The organism is uncultured Arthrobacter sp., from assembly GCF_902805515.1.
Classification (GTDB): Bacteria; Actinomycetota; Actinomycetes; order Actinomycetales; family Micrococcaceae; genus Arthrobacter_D.
This window is the reverse complement of the sequence record NZ_CADCTE010000101.1, coordinates 1-21604: the sequence shown is the minus strand read 5'-3', so window position 1 is coordinate 21604 and position 21604 is coordinate 1. Positions and strand designations below refer to the sequence as shown.

Below are 21604 nucleotides of genomic sequence, written 5' to 3'. Positions count from 1 at the left end.
GTCCTCCGAGCTGGGTTTCCCGGCAGGCCGGTCCCGCCGCCGGCCGCGGAGGGGTTACCCCGGCCGGGCGCTGGCCCAGCCGGAACGTTGTTCCGTAATCCGGCCCGCGACGGTCAGGCATCCGGGCGGAAAGGAAATCTCTCGCCTCCCCGTCGAACGCGGCTCATGACGATATGCCGGAGATGCCGGGAGCTATCGGCTGACGGTCGACGAAGGGTCAGCTGCCTGCAGTTGGGAGCAGAAGGCGCGAATGTCCTCGACGAGCAGGTCCGGAGCCTGCAGCCCGGCGAAATGCCCCCCGCGGGGAAACTCGGTGTAACGAACGATCCGGTGATGGTGACGCTCGGCCAGACTGCGCACGGTTCGGTCCCCGGGGAACACCGCAACAGCCGTCGGAGTGGTCGTAGGCGGCGGATCCGAGAGCAGCTCGCCGTTTTCCCGGTACAGCCGTGCCGAAGATCCCGCGGTCTGGGTGAACCAGTAGATCGACGCGGCGGTCAGGATGTCCTCGTCGGAGACAGTCGTTTCACCTTCGGCCAGGTCATCGCCGACGGCCCATTCCAGATCAAGGATCCAGGCCAGCAGGCCCACCGGGGAATCATTGAGCGCGTAGGCAAGCGTCTGCGGCCTGGTGGCCTGCAGTGCAGCATAACCGTAACGGTTCTGCCACTGCCGGGCAGTGTCCGCGATCGCCGTGGCGTCATCGGAGGACAGTCCATCGAGAGGTTCCCGCCGGGAGGGATCAACCATGGAGCCGTTGATCATCGCATTGACATGGACGCCGATGACGTTGTCCGGAAACAGGCGCCCTATGGCGGGGGACACGAGAGACCCGTAGTCTCCGCCCTGCACGATGTACCGGTCGTAGCCGAGTCCTTGCATCAGCTCCGCCCATGCCCGTGCAATGCGGTCCACGTTCCATCCCGTGGCGGTTGTGACGCCGGAAAAGCCAAAGCCTGGCAGCGACGGAATGACGACATCAAATGCCGGCCCCTGCGTCTCTTCCGCGCCGGGGTCCACGAGTTGCGGAATCATCGTGCTGAAGTCAGCGAAAGTGCTCGGCCACCCATGGGTGAGCAACAGAGGCACCGCGTCCGGGCGGGCCGACCGAACGTGCACAAAGTGAATCTGCTGGCCATCGATTTCGGTCATGAACTGGGGAAACCGGTTCAACCGGCGCTCCTGATCACGCCAGGCAAACCCGTCGGCCCAGTACTCCGCCAGCGCCTGCAGGCGGGACTTCGCAACACCGAACGTCCATCCGACCCCCGGCAGCTCGTCTGGCCACCGGGTCCGGCGCAGCCGAAGGTTGAGGTCCGCCACCTCGTCCTCCGGAATCGAAATCGTGAATGGCTGGATCGACTGAAACGGCAACCTGACTCCTTAGATTGTTGATTTGTTGAGCAATATACTTTAGCGTGGCCTACATCACAACCGCTTGACGCTAGGAGTACCCAGTGGCCGCACCAACAATCCCAACGGACGAGTTCGCACAGAGGCGGGCCCGGGCCTGCGCCGCAGCGGCGGAGCGCGGATTCCACGCCCTGGTCGTCTGGTCCCGGGGCGGAGCAACCGCCGACTTCTATGGGGACGTCATGTACCTGGCCAACCACGTGACCGCCTTCCCCACCCAGCCCGACAACCTGCCGCTCTGGGCCGCCCGCGGCCACAGTGTGCTGGTCCTGCCGGTGTCAGGGGAGCCGGTGCTTGTGGTCGACTCGTATGACTACCGGCAGGACCTCGCCACCGTCAGCGACGTCCGGGTCGGTCTGCACATTCCGGCCCTCGTGGCCGAAGTGCTCAAGGAACTGGGCCTCGAAGGCAGCCCGCTGGGGCTCATCGGAAGGGAAAGCTTCCTTCATTCCAGCTACGGACTGCTCGAGCACCACCTGGGTTACACACCCGATCTGACTGCCTGCGATGAGATCCTCACCGATCTTCGGCTGATCAAGAGCAGCGCGGAGCTGGACCTGATGCGGGCAGCGGCGACCATCGGCTCGGAGGCGATGACTGAAATGCTTGCCGCCGTCAGGGTCGGCGGAAATGAAGGCGAGGTGGCCGGCGAAGGATGGCGCGCCGCGGCCCGCCGAGGGGGATTCCCCTATGACACCTCCATCACCTCGGGCCCCCACTCACAGCATTTTCAGTGGGCCCGCCTTCCCTCATGGGATATCCACCGGCCCCTCGAACGGGGGGACATCCTCCACGTCGACTTCTACGGGCCGATGAGCCAGGGGTACTGGGTCGACATGGCCCGCACGACGATCGTGGGCACAGGGCCGACCCGGAACCAGGCAGCGGTTCTTGAGGGTGCGGTCACACTCGTGGAGCACATCACTGCCGAGATACGACCCGGAATCACCTACGGCGAACTCTGGCAGGTCGGAGACGACTGGCGCCAGACCCATGGTTTTCCGGTCCGCCCCGAGGAAGGATCCGGTTGCCTCGTGGGCCTGGACGCCGACTTCCCGGCATACGGGCACAGCCTCGGTCTGGGCCTGGAGGGGTACTACCTCCAGGAAGGTTCCGCACTCGTTGTTCAGCCCGGCATGGTCATCTCGGTGGAAACGCTCCTATCGCGGGAGGATGTCGGAGGAGCCAACTTCGAGCAGAACGTTATCGTCACCGCGGACGGGCACGAACTGCTCACGGGCGCAAGCCCGGCCATGCCGTGGCAGTGATCTCCAGGAGGGCTGCTGCATTGGTTTACAGTTGAACAATGGCAGGGTGCCCTGCTGCAATACCTCCAGAAAAGCAGCGACCGGTGGAAGTGACAACCTTGGGAACACCAGAAAGCCCCTTTGGCTCAATTTTGACCATTGACAGGCCGAGTACGGCAGAGCAGATAGCAGGCAAGCTGCGGGAGCTCATTCTCTCCGGCGAGCTGGCCCCCAACACCCCCCTGAAGGAAGCCCAGATCGCGGCCGCGTTCGATACCTCCCGAAATACGGTCAGGGAAACCCTCCTGCTGCTGACGCATGAAGGAATTGTGCAAAGGAACCGTAACAAGGGGGCCATCGTGGCCGTCCTGACCAAAGAGGACATCGAGGATATGTCCAAGGCCCGAAAGGCCCTCGAATTGAGCGCCGTGGACGCATATCAACGAGGAAGCAGCATTCCCCTGACGGCGCTTGAAGGCGCTCTGGGGCGGCTGGCGGAAGCGGTCGAGTCAAAGGATCCGGCCGCGATACCCCTGGCGGATGCTCTCTTCCACCGGGCACTGGTGTCCCTGCATGGAAGCGGGCGCCTCATGGGGCTCTACGACCAGCTGTGGACCGGCATCAGACTTGCCACCCTCGTCTCGACACGTCAGGACGCCGAAGAGGACCGGTCGGTGCTCGATGAGCATCAACGGGTCTACGACTACCTCGCCGCAGGGGACTTCGACGCGTGCCGGAAAGAACTGGAACGCATGATTGATGAAACGGAACTTCGCCTGCTCAGAAGCCACGCCGCTGCAGAGGGCGCCGTCATCTGAACCGCCCACAGCCCAATGCCCACCCGGCAACGGTCCGGGAGGGTGCGGCCGCACGGACAATGTCCGCCGCTAGAGCTCCTTCCGGCCCCACTGACCCCGGGGTGGCGGCATTCCCTGGCCGGAGCCGCGCCTACAGGGAGGCTGCACGGAGAGCCCGTGTGCTCCGTTTGATGCCCGCTGCCGTTCAGCACCTGCCCGGGGCAGGCGCCTGCTGCCGTGGCGGCAAGGCGCCATCGGTCGCGGCGATCGGGGCCGGGACCTGGCTGCCAGCCCGGACGGGACGGGCAAGGATCACCCGCAGCTTCGTCAACCGGGCAGGACATACCTGCGGTGGCCGTCACGGTCCGGCCGGGCCAAGCTGATCAGGCAGGAACTTCCAGCTCCCAGTCCTTCACATCGGCGATGGGCGAGAAGACGCGGCCATCGAGCTCGTCCATTCCGGCGTTGGCGCGCGCCCGGCGAGGCCAGTCGCGGGTGGCCAGTGCCGCCTTGCCAAGGGCAATGATGTCCGCCTGCCCCGCAGCCACGAGCGCGGCGGCTGCCTCCGGTTCATCCAGGCTTCCGTTGGCGATGACAACCAATCCCGAATGCTCCCTGGCCAGGGACGCGAGCGAGGCGCCTTCCGCGCCGAACGCGGGTGCGTCGGCACGGAGTTCCGTGGTGTGGATATAGTCGATCCCGGTCGCGGCAAGAGCGGTGAAGATGGATTTGGCTTCCTCGGCCCCACCGGCCCACTTATGCGCGGAGTCACTGACCTTGCCCTGGGAGATACGGATACCGACCGTCATGTCGGGCCCGACCGCCTCGCGGACAGCCCGGCTGATCTCGACAGCGAACCGCGTCCGGTTGGCCGGGCTGCCCCCGTACTGATCGGTGCGGTTATTCAGATAGTCGGTGAGGAACTGATCCAGCAGGTACCCGTTGGCGCCATGGATTTCCACGCCGTCGAACCCGGCGGCTTTGGCGTTCAGCGCGGCCGCCACGAACCCTTCGCGCGCCTGGTCCATCTGTGCGCTGGTGATCATCTCCGGTACCTGAAACGGCCCCTCGCCGCGGTAAAACCGCAGCTGCTCGCCTCGCGGAGCCACCGCGGAAGGGCCGACAGTCGTGTCGATAAACCGGTTGCCCTGGGACTGGGCGCCGGCGTGCATCAGCTGAGCAAAGATGCGAGAGCCCTCGGAATGGACGGCGTCGACAACCTTCGTCCAGGAGCGGGACTGTGCGGCCGTGGCCAGACCCGGCTGAAGGAGGTACCCCTGGCTATAGGCGGTGTCGGTGTACAGGCCTTCGGTGATCAACAACCCAAAGCCGCCCCGGGCAAACCGTAAGTAGTAGGAGGCCATACGCTCGGTGGCATGGCCCTGCTCCGTGGCGCTGACGCGGGTCATGGGCGCCAACGCAACACGGTTGGGCAGCTCCGTGGAACCTATACGGATGGGGGTCCACAGGGGATCGAAATGAGGCATGACGGGTATCCTTGCGAGTCTGGGCCGATGTGCGTGGTCAATGCCCCAATATCAAGGCCATTACCAGTATCAAGGCCCGCGGATACCCCATAAATTCCCCTGCTCCGGCCGCGTTCCAGCCGCGGAACACTCTGCCGGGGCACTGCGTGCAGGCGAACCGTCCAAGCCGCTGTCCACCCGGCAGGAACACCGGGACGGGTTCCTCCAAGAAAAACGGCTCGTCCTGGATGCCCCGGACAATCCGAGATTCCGCAGGCGGCGGCAGCGTTTGCACGCCCGACACCACGGGGATTTCTGCCACCTTCAGCACCAAACCTCGCGGTGGTGGCGTGCTACCCTCCGAAGTAGACAGAACATCCCGAGTCACCCAGCACCGCAGGGACGATCGGCCGGACAGGCCCCCCGTTCACCCGCTTCCCGCCCGCTGACCACGACAGAACCCGCACGACATGGGGTCCAACCCAATAGGCGATTATGACTCTGACCCGGCGCCGCAGAACATTCATCGCCGCAGCCCTGCTGCTCACCGCGGTGGTAATCGCAGGGGCCCTGCTCCTGTTCAAACCCTGGCTCCTGTTCGTCGACGTCCGGGTCGACGATGAGATTCCCGACGCCGCGCCGCCCGCCGCGGCGGCACCTGCCACTTCGTCCCCCTCCACACCGGAGGCAGGACCGCCCGCCGCGGAGCCCACGGTGTCCCCGGCCGCGCCCGGGGCGGGACCGACGCCCACGGATCTCCCGGCACCCGCACCCGCCGGACCGGTCGCGCTCAGCGGCGGCAGCTTCATCAGCCACGAACATCGAACGACCGGAAGCGCCCGGATCATCGAGCAACCCGATGGGACGAGGGTGCTGGCGCTGGAGGACCTCGAGACCACCACCGGTCCCGATGTCCATGTCTGGCTCAGCGCCGCCGACGTGGTGGAGGGAAGGGACGGCTGGTACACCGCAGGATCGGCCGAGCATGTGGACCTCGGAATGCTGAAGGGCAATCAGGGCAACCAGCTGTACAGCATCCCCGACGATCTGGACCTCACCCGGTACAAAGCCGTCGACCTGTGGTGCGTCCAGTTCAGCGTGTCCTTCGGGGCAGCCCAGCTCAATCCGTTCTAATCCGTTCCCGGGCCGCATGAAAGGCTGCTGCACCAGGGATTGCCACCTGGCCGCCGCACGCCGAAGCGGCCGATCGCCCGCGGAGGCCCCCACAAAGTACCGGGACGCTGGCCGGCCCGGCACCGGGTCCGGGCGCGGCCTTTACCTGGCCGCGGCGACGCCCATCCGCCGCTGCCCGCTGACCGCGGCCTTCGGGGCCGGCGAATCCCTTGCACGAGAGGGTCCCGCGGACCGGGGACCACAAGACCACCGTGGCCGGCAGCGCCGGGTCCGCACGATTTTGGACGGACCCGTACGCGGGGACCGGGTCTGAAGACGACTCCAGAGGACCGGGCGCCCGGGTCCATGCCGCTATTTGGTCTGGGACCGCTCATAATGCCGGCGGGCCTTCATCCGGTTGCCACAGACGGCCATGGAACACCACTGTGCGCGATTTCCGTTGCTGCGGTCGATGAGGAACAACCGGCACTCCACATTGGCGCAGGGGCGCAACCGGCCCGGCCGGCTGTTTTCCAACCCGACCCAGGCCAGCACGCTTCGCGCCGCGAACAGATCCTCCGGTTCGGACTCCAGCGTCCAGACAATCGTTCCCTCCCCGGCAGCAGGAACGAGCACAGCCGTGCGAAGAACCTGCATCAGTTCATCCGGGCCGGTTTCTCCGCGCACCACCCGCTGAAGGGAGTCGCGGGCTGCGATGAGGCGTTTCAGTTCCCCGGCCGTGCCTCTGCCGTTACGGCGGAGAAGCCAGGCCCGCCCCTGAGCCTCATCGGCAAGCTCATCCACCACCTTCCCGTGCACCACGGGCGTCGTGTTCAGCAGTTCGAGCAGATGGTCTTCATCCTCCCGGGTGACGTGATGCATTCCTATCCTCCCAATCTAACCTCTCAACACCTACTTGACAGGTTAGCATGATGCGGTCATGCTCGAACCTAACCATATAAATATCTTAGAGGGGTTAGCATGACGTCGAACATCCACTACCGCTACCGAACCATCAACGGCCACAAGCTCTTTTACCGCGAGGCCGGCAACCCGAGCGCTCCCACCCTGGTGCTGCTGCACGGCTTTCCCACCAGTTCCTTCATGTTCCGCAACCTCATTCCCCGGCTCGCGGACGACTTCCGCCTCATCGCCCCGGACCACCTCGGCTTCGGCTTCTCCGACGCGCCGACGGTCAATGAGTTCGACTACACCTTCGACGCGCTTGCGGACCTGACCGAAGCGCTCCTGGCCGATCTCGGGGTGGGCCGGTACGCCATGTATGTCCAGGACTACGGGGCGCCCATCGGCTGGAGGCTCGCCGTCCGGAACCCTGAGGCAATCACGGGCATCGTCAGCCAGAACGGCAACGCCTACGAAGCGGGACTCGTCAAGAGCTTCTGGGACGTCGTGACCGACTACCAGGCAGAGCAGAACGAGACCACCGAGCATGCTGTCCGTTTCGCGCTCACGGTCGAGGCCATCCGATGGCAGTACCTCACCGGCGTGCAGGACACCACCCTCGTCGACCCGGAGACCTGGACCCATGACCACGCCCTGATCTCCCGCCCGGGCAACGACGCCATCCAGCTGAAACTCTTCCGCGACTATGCAACGAACGTCGCCATGTACCCACAGCTCCACGAGTACTTCCGGGCCTCGCAGGTGCCTCTGCTGGCAGTCTGGGGCGAAGGCGATGAAATCTTCGGCCCTGCCGGTGCCAAGGCCTTCCGTGATGACCTGCCGGAAGCGGAGGTCCGGCTGCTGCCCGGCGGCCATTTCCTCCTTGAAACAGAAACCGACGAGGTCGCAGCGCTGATCCGCACCTTCCTGCAAAAGCAGACCACCTCCCGGTAGCGTCCCCACCCGGCACCGGGCCGGCGCCCTCAGGGGTGCCGGAGCGTTTCCGCTGAAATCCGCTCCGCCGACGTGAGAACCATTCGACGCGGGCGGAGCGGCCCCTCCCGCCTCCGCCACCGGTCAGTGAGCGCCGCCCCAGCCCTGGGCGGTGCCGAACGCGCGCCAGCCGTCACCTGTCAGATTGGATATGTCCCATGCGCACAGCAGCCCTGCCTTCCACCGGTTTCCATCCCGGTGAACTCGCCGTGCAGCACCGGGCCGGAGTGGCGCCTCTTGCCCGCCGCCTGGAAGGGATGCTCGAACCCGGCGGCATCTCCGGCGGCATGGCCGCGTTTCTCGCCGGACAGAGGTTCGCGGTCCTCACGGGCCGGGACCCGGGAGGTTCCCTGTGGTCCTCGGCACTGCTGGCAGACCCCGGGTTCCTTCGGGCCGATGCGTCCGGAAATACGCTCCACCTCGGCGCGGTACCCCGACCGGGCGACCCGCTGGCGCAGATACCCGCCGGACAGGAGATCGGCGTGCTCATCATCGACCTCGCACGCCGCCGCCGGATCCGCGTGAACGGATACCTTTCCGCCACCAGCCGGTCCGGACTGGAAGTGGCCGTCGAGCAGGCCTACGGGAACTGCCCGCAGTACATCTTCCCTCCCGCAGCCGCGGACGGGCGCCGATCCGAGGCCCGCACCGAATATCCAGGACCGCTGCTCGCCCCCGCACATCAGGCATGGGTGACGCGTACGCAGACAATGTTCCTCGGAACCACCCATCCGACCCGCGGGCTCGACAGCTCCCACCGCGGCGGGCCTCCGGGGTTCATCCACCTCCAGGGGGAGCGGCTGTGGTGGCCCGACTTCCCCGGCAACAACATGTTCAACAGCATCGGCAACATCACCGTCGACCCGGCCGCCGCACTGCTGTTCGTCGATTTCTCCACCGGAGCCACACTCCAGATGACCGGAACCGCCGAGCCCGACTGGCCACCCACGCCGCAGCCCGGCGTCCCGGACTCCACTGAACGCGGTGTGTGGTTCAGTCCCCACACCATTGTTGAGGCACCCTAAGCTCCACCTGCCGACACCGCAGAAGCCCCTGTCGCCGGTGGTTCCCGCAGGCGGCGGTGCTCCCCGGCCATGATGACCTGCGCGTGCCAAAACGATAAGGGTGGTGCTCCCGGTGCAGGCCCCGCAACCCGGTCAAGGGGCCCGCAGGAACGTGCCCTGGACCCACGGTGGTCCGGGCGGAACCGGAGATTGGGCGTCACCGCAGTCGGCGCAGCCTGCCCGACGGTACTGGTGCCGCACTGCCGCAGCAGCAGGACCAGGGGCCGGTGCGGAACGGTCCCGCGGTCACGGACGCGGAACCGGTGTCCGGCCCCGGATCCACATCGACTCACCAAAGGACATGCGCCCCCGGCCGCTCCGGTTCCCGGCAGCCACAGGGCCGTACGGTTCTGCCTCGAGCCGCCCGCCCCGGCCGCCACCTTTCGGGCCGGCCACACGGATCGCCCGCGAGACGTCGCGGTCACCTCCCACCCCTTCCGGGCGCCACGCCCGCCAGCCGCTGCAGCCCCGGCGGAATTCATCCGAGGCGCGTCCTCCACCGCCGGCCGCTCCACGACGTACGAAGGCCCCCGGGAAGTATTCCCGGGGGCCTTCGTGCGCGGCATCACCGGTGCCCCTGAAGCAACGGTGCACCCGACTGCCCGGCCCCTTTGGTTACGGGGCCGGGCCGGTCTCACGTGTTGGTCACGGCGGATCAGGTGGTGACGAGGGGGAAATCGATTTCGACCCCGGCCGCCTTGTTGAAATAGTTCGTCAGAACATTGAGGGCGACATGTCCTGCGATCTCCGCAAGCTCTTCGTCGGTGACCCCGGCGGCGCGCACGGCGCGGACGACGGCCTCATCGACGGTGCCGCGGCCGTCATTCAGCGCGGAGGCGTAGGTCAGGATCGCCTCAATGTGCGGATCCGCATTCTCGCCGTGGCGGGCTGCCTCGATGTCCTCGGCGGAAAGCTTAGCGACGTGCGCGCCGACGTAGGAGTGCGCCGAAAGGCAGTAATCGCAGGTGTTGCCCTGCGCAATGACGATACCGATCCGCTCCCGGGTCGGGGCGTCAATGACACCACGGCTGAGGGTCTGCGACATCGCCAGGAACGTGTCGAGCAGGGCCGGGCTGTTTGCCATTGCCTTGGTCGTGTTCGGGACGGCACCCATCCGGCTCTTGACGGTGCTCAGCAGTTCGGCGCGACGCGCGTCGGTGGTCTCAGGGTCGATGAGGGTAAGCACGGTCATGGTGTTCCTTTCACACCCCGCTCTCACGGGTCGCAGCGTTTGCTGCCGTGGGAACCTTTGTATCAGGAAGTTCTCACGGTTACAAATCCTATCAACCGTGATAAACTAAGTGGCATGACGACGACGGGCCGCTTCTGGAAGCTCTCTGCAGAGCCTTTGCCGGTCCGGCTGATGAACACCATCTGGACCGCCCACGGCACCGTGCGCGACGAGCTCCAGCAGCCGGCCGACATCGATGACTGGTTCCGGTCCACCGGGTTCACCCCGGAGGGGGTGAGCGCCGCGGAGCTGGCCTCGGCACTGACGCTCCGCACCGCACTCCGCCGGGTTGCCGCGCACGCGAGCGGCGACAGCCGCGCGGCGGCAGGCGGCGCGGATGGTGACGTCGCGGACGCGGTGGGAACCATTAATGCGGCGCTCACCCCGGCGCCGGTCGACCGCATGGCCCTTGGAAAGGACGGCTTCCGCGCCGAGAGCGAGCCGGCCGGGAACACCGTCGCGGACGGCCTCGCCGCGGTCAGCGCGCAGGCTGTGGCTCTGTTCACCGCCGCGGACGGATCGAACATCCGTGCCTGCATGGCGCCGGGGTGCGTGGTGTACTTCGTCAAGAACCACCCACGCCGTGAATGGTGCTCCGTTACCTGCGGCAACCGCTCCCGCGCGGCCCGCCACTACCGCCGGGAACACGACGGGAGCGCAACATGAGCGCACATTCCGCTGCCGCCGGCCGCGCCGACGCGTACGGTGCCCTCGCCGCGGCCGACCCGGTCCTCGCGGGACTGATGCGGGACCACGGCACTTCAGATCCGTTCGCGTGGATCGACGCCGGCAGGACCGGGGGGAGCAACTTCGCTGCCATGGTCCTGCACATCCTCGGTCAGCAGATCTCCGTTGCCGTGGCCTTCATCCTCTACGACCGGCTCGCCAACGCCGCCGGCGGGATTCCCACCCCACAGGCGGTTCTCGCCCTCGACCCGGACACGCTCCGCGGCTTCGGTCTGTCCCGGGCCAAGGCCGCATACGTGCACGACCTCGCCTCACGGGCCGAGGACGGCAGGCTCGACATTGAACACATGGACGGCCTCAGCGACGGGCAGGCCTTCACGGCCCTCACCGCGGTTCGAGGAATCGGCCCGTGGTCGGCTGAAATGTTCCTCATCCATCAACTGCACCGCGCCGACATCCTTCCCGCCGGCGATGTCGGGATCCGCCGTGCCATCGAACAGGCGTGGCAGTTGCCCGGGATGCCGACGATCGACGAGGTCCGGGACCGAGGTGCGGCATGGGCCCCGCACCGGACCTACGCCTCGGCACTGCTGTGGCGATCACTCGCCCACCCCGCCTCCACCGCGCCTTAGCCTCCATTCGGCGGACGCCGGCCGCCAGCCCGCCCTGAAACCCGGACCGCAGCGCCCCGGCCCGGCAGCCGGCTCGATCCGCTCACCGGCGGCGCGTCACGCTCACCGGTTCCCGGTCACCCTTCTTGTCTGCTCACCGGGCGGATGAAACACTGACTCCTGGCGGCCGGATCGGTCGGCCGGGAAGCAGACGAATCATGAGCGAGGGCATCCGATACGCGTCGGCATCAGGGCGTTGGCTCCTGCTGGCCGCCATCCTCGGCTCCGCCCTCGCAGGAATCGATGCGACCGTGGTCAACGTCGCCCTGCCGGCCATCGGAGGGGAGTTCAACGCGGGCTTTGATCTGCTCCAGTGGACCGTGACCGCCTACACGCTCACACTCGCGGCCTTCATCATGCTGGGCGGATCGCTCGGCGACCGGTTCGGCCGCCGCCGCGTCTTCGTCATCGGTGTTGTTTGGTTCGCCCTGGCATCGCTGCTGTGCGGGCTGGCACCCAACGCCGGAACACTGATTGCCGCGCGGGCGCTCCAAGGCATCGGCGGCGCACTGCTGACCCCGGGCAGCCTGGCAATGATCCAGGCCTCCTTCACGGCAGAAGACAGGGCCAGAGCCATCGGGGCGTGGTCCGGAATGGGCGGCGTCGCAACCGCAATCGGTCCCTTCCTAGGCGGCTGGCTCGTGGAAAGCGTGTCCTGGCGGTGGATCTTCCTCATCAACGTGCCCATCGCCGCCGCCGTCGTGCTGATATCCCAGCGCCACCTGCCGGAAACCCGCGACCCGTCCGCCAGCGGCGCCCCCGACTTTCTGGGCGGATTCCTGGGCGCCGGGGCGCTGGGCGGCTGGACCTATGCATTGATCGACATTCCCACGGCGGGACCCCTGGCCCCCCGCGTCCTCATCGCCGCGGCATTGGGCACCGTCTGCGCTGTGGCGTTCTTTATCATGGAGAGCAGGATGGCCCAGCCCATGCTGCCCTTGGGAATCTTCCGACGGCGCCAGTTCAGTGCCACCAATGCCGTCACCCTCCTCGCCTATGGCGCCTTCGGAGGAATCTTCTTCCTCCTCGTGGTGCACCTGCAGGTCGTCGCCGGATTCTCACCGCTGGCCGCAGGGGTTGCCCTGCTGCCCATCACGGTCGTGGTGCTTCTACTGTCGGCCCAGGCCGGTGCGCTCAGTACCCGCATCGGACCCCGCCTGCCGATGGCGGGAGGGTCCGCAGTCTGTGCCGTGTCAGTGCTGATGATGCTCGGGATCGACGAGAGCGCCTCCTACTGGATCAACGTCCTTCCCCCGATCATCGTCCTCGGACTCGGACTTTCGCTGCTCGTTGCGCCCCTGACCTCCACGGCAATGTCCTCAGTGCCCGATGCCCAGGCGGGACTCGCCTCCGGTATCAACAACACCGTGGCCCGGGCGGCAGGCCTGCTCGCCGTCGCGGTGCTGCCCGTCCTCGGCGGGCTCACGGGCAACGCCTACACCGACCCCCAGGTCTTCCTCGAGGGATTCCGCATGGCGGCAATGATCTCGGCAGGCGCGCTCATCGCCGCCGCTGTCCTCGCCGCGGTAACGATCCGCAACCCCCGCCCCCAGCCGGCACGCGCCCCCTCGACCTCGGCCGCTCCGGCCGCTGCATCGTCTCCGACCCAGGCCGGTCGGCCTGGGTCGACCACTCAGACGCCGGCCCTGCACTACTGCGCCCTGGACGGCCCGCCGACGTGCGTGTGTGCCGCGGCGCAGGGACCGCGGCACGACGCATCGGCAGCCGGCAATACGGGAGCCCCCTGACGTCGGAGGCCCCGGCACGGTACGGCTGCGGGGCGCCCGTGGCTCATGTCGATGATGCAGCATGAACGATGCAGCGTTCCAGGGTGACCAGGCCCGCCAAGGTCCCAGCCGAACGAACCAGGCCACCCACAATAAGGGCGAGCATCACCTGCCGATCGCCGTTCTGAACCATCGAGGGCCCTGCCCGAAACCCGGCAACAATCCGCATGCGCCCGACCGTCCAGGGGCAGTTCCCCAGGGGCTGTGTATGCCCGAGACCGGCGTTTGCCCGCGGATCGGCCACGAACTCCGGCAGGGGCACCCGGTCCACTCTTGCTGCGCCCCGGAATAAGCGGCGGGCGAGGGGAGGTTGTGCTAGGTGTGCGTGGAGATCCATGCGCAGTTTCGCGCCGCGCATCCAGGAAGGTTCACCGTAAACGTGACAACTGAAACCCAGACCGCAGCAGGCGGCACCCCCGAAGGCGAGCAGAAAATCCACGATGTCATCATTGTGGGATCCGGACCGTCGGGATACACCGCCGCCGTGTACGCGGCAAGGGCGAACCTGAAGCCGCTCCTGATCGCGAGTTCCGTCAAGGCCGGTGGTGAACTGATGAACACCACCGATGTCGAGAACTACCCGGGGTTTCCCGAGGGAATCCTCGGCCCCGAGCTGATGGAGAACTTCGAGAAGCAGGCGGCGCGGTTCGGCACCGACATCCTCTTTGAGGATGTTGTCTCCGTCGGGCTGACCGGTGAGGTCAAGAAGGTGACCATCGGCACCGGAGAGACCTTCCTGGCCCGTGCTGTGATCATCTCCACCGGCTCGGCGTACCGTGAGCTGGGCCTTGAGGATGAGAAGCGTCTTTCCGGCCACGGCGTGAGCTGGTGTGCCACGTGTGATGGTTTCTTCTTCGGCAACCAGGACATCGCGGTCATCGGCGGCGGTGACTCCGCCCTCGAGGAAGCACTCTTCCTGACCAAGTTCGCCCGCTCCGTGACCGTCGTGCACCGCCGGGACACCCTGCGGGCCTCGAAGATCATGCAGGACCGCGCGCTGTCCAACGAGAAGATCCGGTTTATCTGGAACTCGGAAGTCACCGGCATCCGCGGCGAGAGCAAGGTGAGCGGGATCCAGCTCAGGAGCACCGTCGACGGCTCGACCAGCGATCTGGACGTCACCGGGGTGTTCGTGGCCATCGGCAACGACCCGCGCATCGAGCTGGTCAAGGACCAGCTGACCCTGACGCCGGAGGGGACCATCGCCGTGGTCGGCAGGACCTCGAAGACCTCCCTGCCCGGCGTTTTCGCCGCCGGTGATGTCATTGACCCCACCTACCGTCAGGCGATCACGGCAGCCGGCTCCGGAGCCGCAGCCGCCATTGACGTCGAGCACTACCTGGCCGACCTGGGCGATGCCGTGAAGACCGCGGCGGCGGTTCCCACGCCCCCGGCCGAAGCCGTGTCCGAGCAGGCTTTCGTCTAATCCACCAAGGGAGATACCAATGAGCACTACCAAAGATGTAAGCGAAGCGACCTTCGAGGCCGACGTCCTCCAGGCGCAGAAACCGGTAATCGTTGATTTCTGGGCTGAGTGGTGTGGCCCCTGTCGCATGCTTTCGCCCATCCTCGATGCGATCGCCGGAGAGCACTCCGAGAAGATCGACGTCGTCAAGGTGAACGTCGACGACAACCCCGCCATCGCCGCGAAGTACGGAATCACCTCGATCCCGGCCGTATACGTCTTCAAGGACGGCGAGGTGGCAGCCAAGTCCATCGGCGCCAAGCCCAAGCAGGTTCTCGAGCAGGAATTCTCAGCCTTCATCAACTAAGGCCCGGCAGCCCCACGCGGCGCACAAGGCCGGCCGCCCTCCGGGGCGGCCGGCCTTTCCCTTTGCCGAGAGCTTTCCTCCACGGCGGCAGGGGGCTGCAGCCAGCCGCCACCGCGGGTCCTGCGCCGGAATCCGGGAGATGAAAAAACACAACGGATCAGCCGGAATTCAAATGTCATACTCCGGCGCGGTCCAGACAACCGCTTCCAGATGGTGATGAAACCGGTAGCCGTGACCGTGCACGGTCCGGACGCTGTCCGCATAGCGCTCAAGCTTCGCACGCAGTCGCGTGATGTGGCTGTCGATGGTGCGCTCGTGCGGACATCCGCCGTCATCGCGCCAGAGAACCCGGAGCAGTTCCTCGCGGGCGACGGTCCGGGATCGATTGTCGATGAGGTACTTCAGGATCTCGAACTCCTTGAAGGTCAGATCCAGGGTCTCGCCGTCGAGACGCACCTCCCGGCGCGGCAGGTCGATGAGCACGCCGGCAGGCCCTAACGGCTGGGCCGGTGCCGGCACAGACCGGGGCTGCCGCGCGGCTCCGGGATTACCGGGGGCAGCCCGTAAAACACCGATATCGGAACCCGGCGCGTCGGGCGGTGCAACGGCGATAGTCACGTGGGTCTGCGCCGTGGGGGAAAGACCCTTCAGATGGGCGCGGACACGATGTGCCAGTTCGGACAGTGTCATTCCGGCCGCTGCGGCCGCCGCTTCGTCGAGGGCGACGTAGACTACGAACCCGCGCGCGGAGGCACCGGCCCGCGCGGCTTCGGTACCTTGAACTGCGCCGGACACAGCAGGGAACGGTTCGCTCATCAGCCCGGCGGCGGTATCACGGCAGGGGATTGCAGGAGGCCGCGACACCGTGTTGCGCCTCTGCCGCCAGCGGCCCGGAAGGATGGCGGGAACAGCCGGAGTGCCCGGTGGCTGTGCGAAAAGCGGACGGAAATGTGGACATGGCCCAAACCTACTGTCTTACAACAAGCTTGAGGAGTGCCCCGCCATCGGCTTGGAGCCGAGGGGCTCAGCGGAAAGAAACGAGGTACCGCCGCCGGGAGCTCCGGTTCCAGCCCAGCCACGCCGGCCTTGGGACCCACAGAGTGCGCGCGGACGTTTCTCTCCACGAAGGGACGCCGGTGATTGTTATGGCAATGAACCCCCGCGGGCAGGTGACAGCCGAGGTATCGAAGACCCGGTCCACGCCTGTTGAACTGACCTCCTAGCGCCTCCAGCTCTCCCTGCTTCCCGGTCCCGCCGGAGCGGGAATCGACTCCCGCTCATGCATCGAGCCAACACCCGGGGGCTCCGCAGTATTACGACCGGATGACGCTGAACGCCACGATTAAGAAGACAATGCAGACCGGCCACGCCACAATTACTGGGCGCACCGCGCACAGTTTTGTGCGCACCCCGTCGCGTGCCAGGAATGCAATGGTCTGTGGCTGGAAGGGAGGTGAAAATGAATCCCATCTACGAAAAACGCGAAATATTCGTCGTGGGTTATTCGGTGGAGGAAGTACTCACACGACTGGCGGGCCAACTCAGGGCGTCGGGATACAGGCCGCGCCGCAGAAAAACCACCATCGTTGTGGAGACCGGATCCAATGCGCTCCTACGGATGTTTGGGACGATGCTCTGGATCAGCCGGAGGAGCGTTCCAGCGGGCATGACCCTCCGCGCCTACGCGGCAGGCGCCGCTTCCATTGTCGAGGTGCATGCCTACGACAAGGTCGGTTGGTTCGTCGCTGCCGACACCAATCCCGTCCTCCGGGAGCGCTCGGAAGAGAACATCCGCTCACTGATCGGCCAGGCACAAGCCGTCCTCGAACATCAGGACTGAACAGGCCGGCCGTGGAGTCTACCGGGTCGGCGGGCACCGGCTCATATCTCCACGAAAGGGCAAGGACACCTATACGGAAGGACCGCCAGGGGTCGGCCATGGACCTGACCGGCAGTCATCCCGCAGCGCTTTTGCCGACGAGGTCCAGCCGGACCATCGAATTCTGAACAATCATGCACGATCCTCAACGCCCGCCGGAACCCGAAACAGAGGCCGCATTTCGAAGCGCTTCACCGCAACTCCAGCGGACCACGAGGCCTTCCCGATGACCAGGTTCGGCCGGCCTGGAATCCGGTTAGGGAAACCTGCCTGCGGCCTTTGCGGGGATTTCGCCTTTGGCCGGGCGCATAGTGTAGCGGGTTAATTCGGTGCTCCTGAAAGAATGGGCAAACCTCCATTCCCGGCATTAAAGACTGGAGCAAAGTCCATGGCACCGAACAGCAGCCCGTGCTTTTATGGCTTTTAATCACTTTCCCGGGAACAGCCACTTCCCGGAAAACCCCATCGATGGACTGCCCGCACCGGCGGAGCCCCGCCGGTACGGGCAGGCAGGACACCACCGGCCCACCCCGGGAGCAGGACCGCTCACCGCCGGCGCATCCTGCGCCGCCGCGCACCTGCTGACACCCTGCACGGCGGCCACCGAATCCCCGGCCCCGCCTCCGGGGGCCCCACCCTCACACCCGGCACCCCCCGCCGGGCCGGCCCGAGCATCCCAGCATCCCAGCATCCCAGCATCCCAGCATCCCAGAGAGGGTTCCCATGCATTGGGTATTCCTAGGCATCGCATCGGTATTCGAAATCGTCTTCGCCCTGTCCGCCAACGCCTCCAAGGGCTTCACCCACCGGTGGTTCTCGGTGCTGACCTTCGCCGCGGCCGCGGTGGCCATCTACTTCCTCTCCCTGTCCCTGCAGGTCCTTGACGTCGGAGTCGGCTACGCCATCTGGACCGCGATCGGCGCCGTGGGCACCGTGATCTTCGGAGTGTTCCTCTTCAAGGAAAAACTCAACCTCGGCAAGGTCGCCTCGATCCTGGCGGTCATCGTCGGAGTCATCGGCCTCAAGGCGGTCTCCGGCCACTGAGCCAACCAGCAGCACCGGCAACCGCTCCGCCGCCGAACCGCTCCGCCGCCGAACAGCTCCGCCCCGAAACAAAAGGACACCCCCATGACAGCCCTGCCCGCCCCGGCCGCCCCGCCGGCCCAGTCCCGCGCCAAGGCCTGGGTGCTGCTGCTGCTCGCGGCCGCCTTCGAGATCGTCTTCGCCCTGGCCACCGGAGCCACCGAAGGCTTCACCGTCCTGTGGCCCTCGATCATCGCCATCGTCGCGGTCGCCGCCAGCATCTACTTCCTCACCCAGGCCCTGAAATCCCTGGACGTCGGCGTCGGCTACACCATCTGGACCGGCATCGGCTCCGTCGGCACCGTCCTGCTCGGAGCCATCGTCTTCAGCGAATCCCTCACCCTGCCCAAAATCGCCGCCTTCATCCTCATCATCGGCGGCGTCATCGGACTCCAGCAATCCGACCGCAAGAAGAACACCCCCGCACCCGAAACCGTCACTGCACCGTAAGGCCCGTCAGTCCGGCAGGAAACTCTGGTCTGTATCCCATCCCGAGCCTCACGAACAATGTGAGTGAGGGGTATGTCTTCAACTGGTCGGCTACCACCCCGCTCGGACATCGGGTGGCAGATCAGTAACGCTCGGCCCTTCAGCCCCAGCCATTGGGTGGCGGCTGAGGGGCCGCGCGTCATTCAGCAGAGTTGGCCGCCCTCACCGATCAATTGAACAACCTGGAGTTCTGTATATCGCGCATCTGGTTGATGCCTTGTAGCGCCCGACGAGGGATCTTCGTGTTTGGTTCGGGACAGTTCGCGGGCCGAGCAGCGGAACTGCCGCTGGGCCGCGGAGCTGCTGCACTTGGGCAAGGAAACGTCGGACCCGCGGCCCATCATCGCCGACCTCATGAGCCTTGCGGGGTCGATGGATGAGACGCTGGCCGACCGCTCGAACTTTCAGGAGAAGCAGGAGAGCTGTATCAAGGTCGTTCTAAAGCCGTCATTCCGACCGCCGCGAGCGACGAGGATCGCATGCCGCCGGCGTAGTGAATTGCGTCGGCAGCCCGCACCAACGCAAGGTGCGAGAACGCCTGCGGGTAGTTTCCGACCATGGTGCGGGCCTCCGCGTCGTACTCCTCGGAGAGCAGGCCGAGCTCGTTGGCGTAGCCGACCAGCTGATCCATGAGGGACCGGGCATCGTCGATCCTGCCGCTGCGGGCGTACTGTCCTACGAGCCAGAAGGAGCAGGCAAGGAACGGATGCTCGCCCGGCTCAAGCCCGTCGTCGGACTCGTCGGTGCGGTAGCGCAGCAGCAGCCCCTGCTTGGTCAGTAACTGCTCCTCGAGTGCGGCCACGGTTCCCAGTATCCGCGGATCGTCGTAACTGAGGAACCCGACCTGGGGCAGCTGCAGCAGCGCAGCATCCAGCTGGGTCTCGCCATACGCCTGCGTGAAGGAGTTGAGCTCCTCGTTGTAGCCGTGCTCCATCACCTCGGCGTGCAGTTCGTCCCGCAGCGCCACCCACCGCTCCAGGGGCCCATCGAGCCCGTGGTTTTCGATGGCACGCACTGCGCAGTCAAACGCCGCCCACATCATCACCCTTGAGTGTGTGAAGTGCTTGAGGTCCCCGCGCATCTCCCAGATACCGTTGTCCTTATCGTGGAGGTGGTTCTCGGCGGCGCCGAGAAGCGCGCGCTGCAGCGGCCACGAAAAGTGGTCCTCGGTCACGCCAAGGCACCGCAGCTTCTCAAGGGCCACCATGACCTCGCCCACGACGTCGGCCTGGTACTGTCGCACCGCGCCATTGCCGATGCGCACCGGCAGCGAGTCCCGGTAACCGGGCAGGTGGGAAAGGATGGTCTCGGGGAGGGACCGCTCTCCGGCGAGGCCGTACATGATCTGGAAATCCTCAGCGTCCCCGGCCACCGCGCGGAGCAACCAGTTCCGCCATTCGAAGGCTTCATCCTGGTAGCCGTGGGTCATCATCGCCTCAAGGGTCAGGACCGCGTCGCGCAGCCAGCAGAAGCGGTAGTCCCAGTTACGCTCTCCACCGAAGTGCTCGGGCAGCGAGGTGGTGGGCGCCGCGACGATGCCGCCGGTGTCCTCATGCGTCAGGGCCCGCAGCACCAGCAGGGACCGCTTGACCATGTCGTCGTACTCACCCTGCGGCTCGTAGTTTGACGCCCAATCCTGCCAGTAGGCGATGGTGCTCTGGAGGCAGAGACCGGCTTCAATTAGCTTCGGGGGCTTCCGATGCGAGGGATACCAGGCGAGCTCGATGTCGCGCACCACCCCGGCGGTGACGGTGAGCGTGCCTTCGTGTTGGCGGTCGTTCGCGTGGAGGATATTGCCACGGTGCATCAGCGCGTCCGGACCGGCCATGGCCAGCAGCATCAGGCCGTCGTTATCACGGGCTTTGCTGACCCATGGAAGGATTTCGCCGTACCCGAACCGGATCTGGATTTCCTCACGCATCGCGACGGTCCCGCTGATTCCCTCGACCCGCCGCACCAGGGAGGCCCTCCGGTCCTCCACCGGCATGAAATCCGTCACCAGGGCCTCACCGGTGGAGGTGCGCCACAGCGTCTGCAGGGCGAAGGTCGAATCGATGTAGCTGCGCTCAATCACCTCGGCGTCTTCGGCCTCCGGTGCCAGCAGCCAGCGCCCGTGGTCCTCGGTGCCCAACAGGGCGGCGAAGACCGAGGGGGAATCAAAGCGGGGGAAGCACAGCCAGTCGACACTCCCCGTGCGCGAAATCAGCGCCCCGGTATGGAGGTCGGAAACCAGCGCGTAATCCTCAATGGGAGAATGCATGGCTTAACTCAACCACAATTAGGCCGAATTAGATCCTGCCCGGGCCACCAAATTAATAGGGCTCCATGCATCTCCACAGCGAAATTGGTCGTTGCCTCCACAACTCCGGGGCTGGCCGTGAGCTCGGCCTCTTCTTCCGGGCTGATGGTCTGCACCCGATCCGTTTACCTCGCCTACCCGCCGCACAATGTTTTGGTATGCGCGGACGAAGGCCGCGCATACCCCAGGGATCTGGCGGTGAGATAGTGCCCGTTCGTGGCGGCCATCCGTGGCCGACGGGACGTTTCGATGGCACGCCTGGCCCGGGCGGACGTCGGGCCGGATCCACGCTGGCCGTGTGAACACGGTTCGCCGTTTCGTGCGGCCCGCGCCGGCCCGGCCTCATCTCCAAGCTCCGGCTGTGGTGGATGCATCGATGAGCGCGGCGCTCTTCCCCGGATGGGATCTGGGTTCTGACGAACCTGCCCTCCGACACCTGCGCCAAGGTCGGCCGGCCTGGAATCCGGTTAGGGAAACCTGCCTGCGGCCTTTGCGGGGATTTCGCCTTTGGCCGGGCGCATAGTGTAGCGGGTTAATTCGGTGCTCCTGAAAGAATGGGCAAACCTCCATTCCCGGCATTAAAGACTGGAGCAAAGTCCATGGCACCGAACAGCAGCCCGTGCTTTTATGGCTTTTAATCCGTTTCCCGGGAACAGCCACTTCCCGGAAAACCCCATCGATGGACTGCCCGCACCGGCGGAGCCCCGCCG

At 66.1% G+C, this 21604-nt stretch carries 19 protein-coding genes; 13 read left to right on the top strand and 6 right to left on the bottom strand.

The window, feature by feature from the left end:
• Positions 1-192: 192 nt before the first annotated feature.
• The gene (locus QZX79_RS08985) at positions 193-1374 is read right to left on the bottom strand and encodes an epoxide hydrolase family protein (RefSeq protein WP_294567692.1); all 1182 of its coding nucleotides are present in this window, start codon (positions 1372-1374) and stop codon (positions 193-195) included.
• Between the two features lie 83 nt (positions 1375-1457).
• Here QZX79_RS08985 and QZX79_RS08980 point away from each other — a divergent pair, with 83 nt between their 5' ends.
• Positions 1458-2681 carry a Xaa-Pro peptidase family protein gene (locus QZX79_RS08980; RefSeq protein WP_294567691.1) on the top strand — a complete coding sequence of 408 codons (1224 nt, stop codon included), beginning with the start codon at positions 1458-1460 and terminating at the stop codon, positions 2679-2681.
• An 83-nt stretch (positions 2682-2764) separates the two neighbouring features.
• Entirely contained in the window at positions 2765-3478 is a 714-nt protein-coding gene (locus tag QZX79_RS08975; protein WP_294567690.1) for a GntR family transcriptional regulator, read from the top strand.
• A 362-nt stretch (positions 3479-3840) separates the two neighbouring features.
• Here the strand turns inward: QZX79_RS08975 and QZX79_RS08970 are convergent, their stop codons facing one another.
• A complete protein-coding gene (locus QZX79_RS08970; RefSeq protein WP_294567689.1) occupies positions 3841-4944 on the bottom strand; it encodes an NADH:flavin oxidoreductase in 1104 nt (367 codons plus the stop codon).
• A gap of 474 nt (positions 4945-5418) precedes the next feature.
• On the opposite strand from QZX79_RS08970, the gene QZX79_RS08965 reads away from it, so the two are divergent.
• Entirely contained in the window at positions 5419-6057 is a 639-nt protein-coding gene (locus QZX79_RS08965) for a DM13 domain-containing protein (protein ID WP_294567688.1), read from the top strand.
• Between the two features lie 351 nt (positions 6058-6408).
• Here the strand turns inward: QZX79_RS08965 and QZX79_RS08960 are convergent, their stop codons facing one another.
• Positions 6409-6918 (bottom strand): CGNR zinc finger domain-containing protein, encoded by a 510-nt coding sequence (locus QZX79_RS08960; protein ID WP_294567687.1) that lies wholly within the window; start codon positions 6916-6918, stop codon positions 6409-6411.
• Positions 6919-7017: 99 nt separating this feature from the next.
• Between QZX79_RS08960 and QZX79_RS08955 the strand changes: the two genes are divergently transcribed.
• Together QZX79_RS08955 and QZX79_RS08950 are read left to right on the top strand one after the other, a co-directional pair.
• A complete protein-coding gene (locus QZX79_RS08955) occupies positions 7018-7893 on the top strand; it encodes an alpha/beta fold hydrolase (protein ID WP_294567686.1) in 876 nt (291 codons plus the stop codon).
• A gap of 197 nt (positions 7894-8090) precedes the next feature.
• Positions 8091-8957, top strand: a complete 867-nt coding sequence (locus QZX79_RS08950) for a pyridoxamine 5'-phosphate oxidase family protein (RefSeq protein ID WP_294567685.1) — start codon at positions 8091-8093, stop codon at positions 8955-8957.
• A 694-nt stretch (positions 8958-9651) separates the two neighbouring features.
• Here QZX79_RS08950 and QZX79_RS08945 read toward each other — a convergent pair.
• Entirely contained in the window at positions 9652-10188 is a 537-nt protein-coding gene (locus QZX79_RS08945) for a carboxymuconolactone decarboxylase family protein (RefSeq protein ID WP_294567684.1), read from the bottom strand.
• Between the two features lie 114 nt (positions 10189-10302).
• Between QZX79_RS08945 and QZX79_RS08940 the strand changes: the two genes are divergently transcribed.
• From QZX79_RS08940 to trxA, 5 genes are all read left to right on the top strand, one after another.
• Complete coding sequence (locus QZX79_RS08940) at positions 10303-10893, top strand: ABATE domain-containing protein (protein ID WP_294567683.1); 591 nt, start codon at positions 10303-10305, stop codon at positions 10891-10893.
• Positions 10890-11546 carry a DNA-3-methyladenine glycosylase gene (locus QZX79_RS08935; RefSeq protein WP_294567682.1) on the top strand — a complete coding sequence of 219 codons (657 nt, stop codon included), beginning with the start codon at positions 10890-10892 and terminating at the stop codon, positions 11544-11546. Before QZX79_RS08940 ends, QZX79_RS08935 begins: the two co-directional genes overlap by 4 nt.
• A 197-nt stretch (positions 11547-11743) precedes the next feature.
• Entirely contained in the window at positions 11744-13333 is a 1590-nt protein-coding gene (locus QZX79_RS08930; RefSeq protein WP_294567681.1) for an MFS transporter, read from the top strand.
• 418 nt (positions 13334-13751) lie between these two features.
• Complete coding sequence (gene trxB / locus QZX79_RS08925; protein WP_294567680.1) at positions 13752-14798, top strand: thioredoxin-disulfide reductase; 1047 nt, start codon at positions 13752-13754, stop codon at positions 14796-14798.
• A gap of 19 nt (positions 14799-14817) precedes the next feature.
• Complete coding sequence (gene trxA / locus QZX79_RS08920) at positions 14818-15144, top strand: thioredoxin (RefSeq protein WP_120165928.1); 327 nt, start codon at positions 14818-14820, stop codon at positions 15142-15144.
• A gap of 168 nt (positions 15145-15312) precedes the next feature.
• Here the strand turns inward: trxA and QZX79_RS08915 are convergent, their stop codons facing one another.
• Entirely contained in the window at positions 15313-15960 is a 648-nt protein-coding gene (locus QZX79_RS08915; protein WP_294567678.1) for a winged helix-turn-helix domain-containing protein, read from the bottom strand.
• 643 nt (positions 15961-16603) lie between these two features.
• Here QZX79_RS08915 and QZX79_RS08910 point away from each other — a divergent pair.
• The 3 genes from QZX79_RS08910 (at position 16604) to QZX79_RS08900 (ending at position 18556) form a co-directional block, all read left to right on the top strand.
• Positions 16604-16984 (top strand): hypothetical protein, encoded by a 381-nt coding sequence (locus QZX79_RS08910; RefSeq protein ID WP_294567676.1) that lies wholly within the window; start codon positions 16604-16606, stop codon positions 16982-16984.
• Between the two features lie 762 nt (positions 16985-17746).
• Positions 17747-18067, top strand: coding sequence for a multidrug efflux SMR transporter (locus QZX79_RS08905; RefSeq protein ID WP_294567674.1), 321 nt, complete (start codon positions 17747-17749; stop codon positions 18065-18067).
• A gap of 84 nt (positions 18068-18151) precedes the next feature.
• Positions 18152-18556 (top strand): multidrug efflux SMR transporter, encoded by a 405-nt coding sequence (locus QZX79_RS08900; protein ID WP_294567671.1) that lies wholly within the window; start codon positions 18152-18154, stop codon positions 18554-18556.
• A 466-nt stretch (positions 18557-19022) separates the two neighbouring features.
• On the opposite strand, the gene QZX79_RS08895 is transcribed toward QZX79_RS08900, so the two are convergent.
• Positions 19023-20855 (bottom strand): glycoside hydrolase family 15 protein, encoded by a 1833-nt coding sequence (locus QZX79_RS08895; RefSeq protein ID WP_294567670.1) that lies wholly within the window; start codon positions 20853-20855, stop codon positions 19023-19025.
• Between the last annotated feature and the right edge of the window lie 749 nt (positions 20856-21604).